The sequence below is a fragment of the Mesorhizobium sp. M7A.F.Ca.US.014.04.1.1 genome (assembly GCF_003998745.1).
GTDB lineage: Bacteria > Pseudomonadota > Alphaproteobacteria > Rhizobiales > Rhizobiaceae > Mesorhizobium > Mesorhizobium ciceri.
In genome coordinates this window covers 1-4,883 of record NZ_RZRW01000436.1, presented here as the reverse complement: position 1 = coordinate 4,883, position 4,883 = coordinate 1, and the positions used below count along the sequence as shown (strand labels likewise).

General features: G+C 54.3%; 5 protein-coding genes. All 5 read left to right on the top strand.

All coding sequences use genetic code 11. The annotated features are described in order from the left end of the window. Positions 1–1,840: helicase-related protein (locus tag EOA22_RS24305; protein ID WP_281040782.1), on the top strand; the 1,840-nt coding region annotated here is incomplete at its 5' end. Then, entirely contained in the window at positions 1,828–2,883 is a 1,056-nt protein-coding gene (locus EOA22_RS24300) for a phospholipase D-like domain-containing protein (protein ID WP_082826468.1), read from the top strand. The genes EOA22_RS24305 and EOA22_RS24300, both read left to right, overlap by 13 nt. Next, entirely contained in the window at positions 2,837–3,418 is a 582-nt protein-coding gene (locus EOA22_RS38195) for a site-specific DNA-methyltransferase (protein ID WP_206521330.1), read from the top strand. Before EOA22_RS24300 ends, EOA22_RS38195 begins: the two co-directional genes overlap by 47 nt. 39 nt (positions 3,419–3,457) lie before the next feature. Continuing rightward, positions 3,458–4,576, top strand: a complete 1,119-nt coding sequence (locus EOA22_RS24295) for a site-specific DNA-methyltransferase (protein ID WP_206521329.1) — start codon at positions 3,458–3,460, stop codon at positions 4,574–4,576. Then, positions 4,573–4,883, top strand: a 311-nt coding sequence (locus EOA22_RS24290) for a DEAD/DEAH box helicase family protein (protein ID WP_164755776.1), incomplete at its 3' end; no start/stop codon positions are given. The genes EOA22_RS24295 and EOA22_RS24290, both read left to right, overlap by 4 nt.

Genomic DNA, 4,883 nt, shown 5'->3' with positions numbered 1-4,883 from the left:
GGACGACGCTATGTTGGCTGCGGAGAATGGTCAGGGCGAAAAAGACGACGAGGGCGACGCATCGTCCGATGCCATCGATCCGAAGAAACTGGCCGCCGAGATAGCAGAGCTTGACGGCTACCTTGCCCTTGCTCGTTCCATCGGCTCTAACTCGAAAGGCGACAAGCTTCTTAGCCAGCTTCCGGGCGTGCTCGACGAAGTGGTCGCGCGTGGCGGCAAGCGAAAAGCTGTCATCTTCACCGAGTCCGTCCGTACACAGCGCTACCTTGCTGAAATCCTGTCGCAGAGCGGGTATGACGGGCAGATCGTGCTGATGAATGGTAGCAACAGCGACAAGGAGAGCCAGAAGGTTTACGCGGCCTGGAAGAAGGAGAAGGAAGGCACGGACGCTGTCTCCGGTTCGAAAAGCGCGGACATGAAGTCGGCCATCGTGAGCGCCTTCAAGTCGGACGACAAGTCGATTCTCATCGCGACGGAATCCGGCGCGGAAGGCATCAACCTGCAATTCTGTTCCCTGATCATCAACTTCGACCTGCCTTGGAATCCCCAGCGCATAGAGCAGCGCATTGGCCGTTGTCATCGTTACGGCCAGAAGATCGACGTAACAGTCGTGAACATGCTGAACCTGAAAAACCAGGCGGAAAAACGGATTCACGATCTTCTAAAATTCAAGTTCAACCTGTTCGACGGCCTGTTCGGGGCGAGCGATCAGGTTCTCGGCTCTATCGAATCTGGCATCGATTTCGAAAGGAAGGTCTTGGCCGTAGTCCAAAGTTGCCGGACAGAAGCGCAGGTAGACGAGGCGTTCAAGAAGCTCGAATCCGAGCTTGAAGAGCAGATCAAAGCCGATATGGCCGAGACCCGCCAGCAACTGTTCGACCTGTTCGACGCGTCGATCGTGGACATGCTCCGGCAGCGGGGAACGGAAATCGAACGCACCATGTCCGATTTCGAGCGCCGCCTATGGTTGCTGGCGCGCGCCGAGCTTCCGGAAGCGAAATTCCACACCGACGGAATTGCCCGGTTCGATCATGACGGGAAAACGTGGTCGACCGCTTGGCCCCAAGCGGACGAGCAAGGTTGGCAATTTTTTCGTTTGGGAGACGGAACACTGGCCGATCGCCTGGTCGAGGTTGCCCGCACACGCGACCTACCGGAAACGAAACTTGCCTTCGACTACAAGGTCTACCGAGCCGACGGCCAGCCCCGGCTTTCCGACCTTGAGCACGTCGGCGGCAAGAGTGGCTGGCTGAAGGTTTCACTTTTGAAGGCGGAGACCGCAATGGGATCGCGTGATAGCATTGTCATTGCGGCCGTGACGGACGACGGGCAGGTGCTGGCCTCCGAAACGGCCGAGCGCTTGTTCCAGATACCCGCATCCATCGCGGCGATTGATGCCGAATATCCGGCCAACCGCATGGCCGGGATCGACAGGGAAGCGTTGGGCGCTGCGCAAAAATCCGCCGAGGACGAAAACCGGAAATGGCTCGAAGAGGAAACCGTCAAGCTTGAAGCCTATGCCGAGGATCTCGAAAAATCGAATGACATACGTGTCAGGGAACTGGACCTGGAGGCGCGCAACGCCCGGCGGGCACTTCGGGCCAATCAGGCGATTCCGCTAGTCGAGAAGGTAGCGGAAGAACGCCGGATCAAGAAGCTTGAAGGCGAGCGGGATGACCTCAAAATGTCGACCTTCCAGACGCTCCGCGAAATCCGGAAGGAGGTCGACAGCAAACTCGACGAGGTCGCCGCGAAGCTGGCGATTACGCCCAAGGTAACACCATTGCTGACGGTGAGGTGGGAGGTGCTATCGGGGGGCAGCAGCCTATGGATGTCTTAGTCCAAAGTGCTGGAACGGCAGAAACGCTTGGCAATGCAGTCAGAGCATGGAGTGAACATCGCCCGTGTACAGGGTTCTGGGTAGCCGCAGCCTACGCCACTGTCTCGGGAGTTCGTGAATTGCTTGGCGCATTAACGATGATGGATGCGCCTGAAACGCATTGGCTCGTGGGGCTAGATGACTATATCACCCAACCCGGAGCTCTCAGGTTGATTCAATCTCTTCCTGGAGCGCAAATTCGCGTTGCAGGCCTCTCAAGCAAAGATGCGAGGTTCCATCCCAAGCTGTATTTTTTCAAGTCAACATCGAAGGAAGAGACCAACCTCCTAGTTGTCGGTTCGGCCAATCTGACTCGTGCTGCTCTCCGTAAGAATTGCGAGGCCAACGCAATTGGCACTGGAGGCAAGAATTCTACTGAAGCCTTTGATGCGGCTTGGTCGCAGTTGTGGAGCATCGGCGAGGAGCTTACAGCGGAGAAATTGAGCGAATACGAGCAAACCTATCTAAAGATTCGACCGCTCCGAGACGCTATCGCGCGACTGACCACAGGCAAGAATGAGAAAGAGCCTCCTGTAAAGAAAGCTTTAGATTCCGACCAAACCGAAGTAGATCCAGCGCTCGCCACAACGTGCTGGATTGAGGGTGGCAATATCACGTTGATGGGAAAGGAGCTTGAGTTTAAAGCGGAGCAAGCGCTTTTCTTTGGGCTTTCCTCAAACGGCGGAGAGGATTCATATTTCAATTTCAAAACCTCGGCAGGGACTGTCGCTAAACTCAAAATGCGGTATCAGCAGAATCACATGTGGCGACTTCAACTGAACGATGAAGTTCCTGAGGTGAAAGTCGGGCTCAGACCGAAAAATCCAGATGGCAGTTTGGGCAGGTCACCGTATGTCGCCGTATTTGAACGGACAAAAATTGGAGGCACCTTCGTACTCGGGTTCCTTCATTTGGAGTCCAAAGAATTTTCTAGGTTGAAACGTCAATCTGAAAGATATGGGGCGACTGGTAGCACCATCGCGCGGCAATACGGATGGTTTTAACGTCGGAAAAATGATGAACGGATCAAAAAAACTAGAACTAACTTGGGTTGGAAAAGGCTCATCGCCTTCGATCGAACCACGTATTCTGGTTCCAGATGATGATTTCTCGCATATCGCAAGCGAGAAGAAGACTGGGGATCTTTATGCGAACTCTCTGATTCAGGCCGATAATCTATTAGCGCTTAAATCCCTCCAAGACGAGATCGGAGGTATGGTGAAGTGCATTTTTATTGACCCTCCGTATAATACCGGATCTGCATTTGAGCAATACCAGGATGGTGTTGAGCATTCTCTTTGGCTAAATTTACTAAACGATCGAATTAAGCTTCTCTACAATCTATTGGAGCCAACCGGTTCCTTCTGGGTGAGCGTTGATGACAACGAAGCGCATTATCTGAAAGTTATGTGCGACGAGGTGTTTGGTAGAGGTAATTTTATCGCGAATGTAGTCTGGCAGAAAAAGTATACCGTTTCCAACGACGCTAAGTATTTCAGCGACAACCACGATCATATTTTGGTGTACGCAAAAGAGTGAGAACGTTGGTCCCCCAATCGCCTGCCCCGCTCTGATGAAATGAATGCACGATATTCAAATCCGGACAATCATCCGAAAGGTCCATGGAAGGCTACACCACTGCACGCGAAGAGCGGCAGCGCGAAGGCAAAAGGATTCAGCTTTCAGTTCAAGAATGGGTTCGTTTGGCGGCCCCCTTCAGGAACCTTTCCAAGATTCTCTGAAGAGTCGTTGCGACGGATGGACGAGAACAGCGAGATTTGGTTTGGACAAGGCGGCACTTCACAGCCATCACGAAAGACCTTTCTTTCGGAGTTGTCGAATACGGGAACCCCACCGCTGACAGTGTGGCTAAGTTCAGATGTCGGGCATAATCATGAGGCCAAAACCGAGGTAAAGGCATTCAATCCGGATGATGTCTTCGCCACTCCAAAACCCGAGCGCTTGCTTCAGCGGATTCTTCACATTGCCACTAGTCCCGGTGATCTCGTCCTCGATTCATTCGCAGGGTCCGGGACCACGGGGGCAGTCGCGCACAAAATGGGCCGTCGTTGGATCATGGTCGAGTTGGGCAACCATGCTGTCACCCACATTGTCCCGAGGCTGAGGAAAGTCATAGATGGCGATGATCCTGGCGGCATAACGGCAGCGACCGGATGGGAAGGCGGAGGCGGGTTTCGGTTCTATCGCCTTGCGCCGTCGCTTCTGGAAAAAGACCGTTTCGGCAATTGGGTTATATCCAAGGAATACAATGCTGCCATGCTAGCCGAGGCGCTCTGCAAGCATCTAGGCTTCACCTATGCGCCCAGCCAAGACCCGGCCGAATACTGGCGGCACGGGTACTCGACCGAAAGCGATTTCGTATTCGTGACGACCCAGTCGCTGACCTATGACGCGCTGAAAAAGCTATCGGAGGAAGTCGGATCCAAGCGCAGCCTGCTGGTTTGCTGCAAGGCCTTTAACGCGAAGGAAGACAGTTTTCCGAACCTGACGGTGAAGAAGATTCCTCATTCAATCCTCGCGAAGTGCGAATGGGGTCGAGACGACTATTCGCTAAAAATTGCGAACCTGCCGGAGAAGGTGGATTTCGATGAGGTGGCGGAGCCGGACGCGTCGAAGCGCGGCAAAGCCGCAGCGGCAGCCTTGCCGCTTTTTGACAATGCGGAGGATGAGGCATGACCTCCCAACGGCTGCTTCAGCAGATAAAGGCTCGCCTTTCACTGCGCACGCCCCAGGCTGAGGCGCTCGACATCTTGGCGGACGTGCTCAACACCATCGAATTTTCCAAGGGCGCTGATCCCGTCGTCGCACTTGACGCAATCAAGGCGACCTATGCCACGGTGACGGATTTCGAGCGCGATTTCCCGTCGCTCTGTTTCGCGCTTGCGACAGGGGTCGGCAAGACGCGCCTCATGGGCGCTTTCATTGCCTATCTCTATCTCTCAGGACGGTCGAAGCACTTCTTTATCCTCGCACCGAACACCAC

What these genes read in the sequence shown, in the direction of transcription:
- EOA22_RS24300 (WP_082826468.1), top strand. Translation starts at nt 1,828, where the DNA reads ATGGATGTCTTAGTCCAAAGTGCTGGAACGGCAGAAACGCTTGGCAAT.
- EOA22_RS38195 (WP_206521330.1), top strand. Translation starts at nt 2,837, where the DNA reads ATGGGGCGACTGGTAGCACCATCGCGCGGCAATACGGATGGTTTTAAC.
- EOA22_RS24295 (WP_206521329.1), top strand. Translation starts at nt 3,458, where the DNA reads ATGAATGCACGATATTCAAATCCGGACAATCATCCGAAAGGTCCATGG.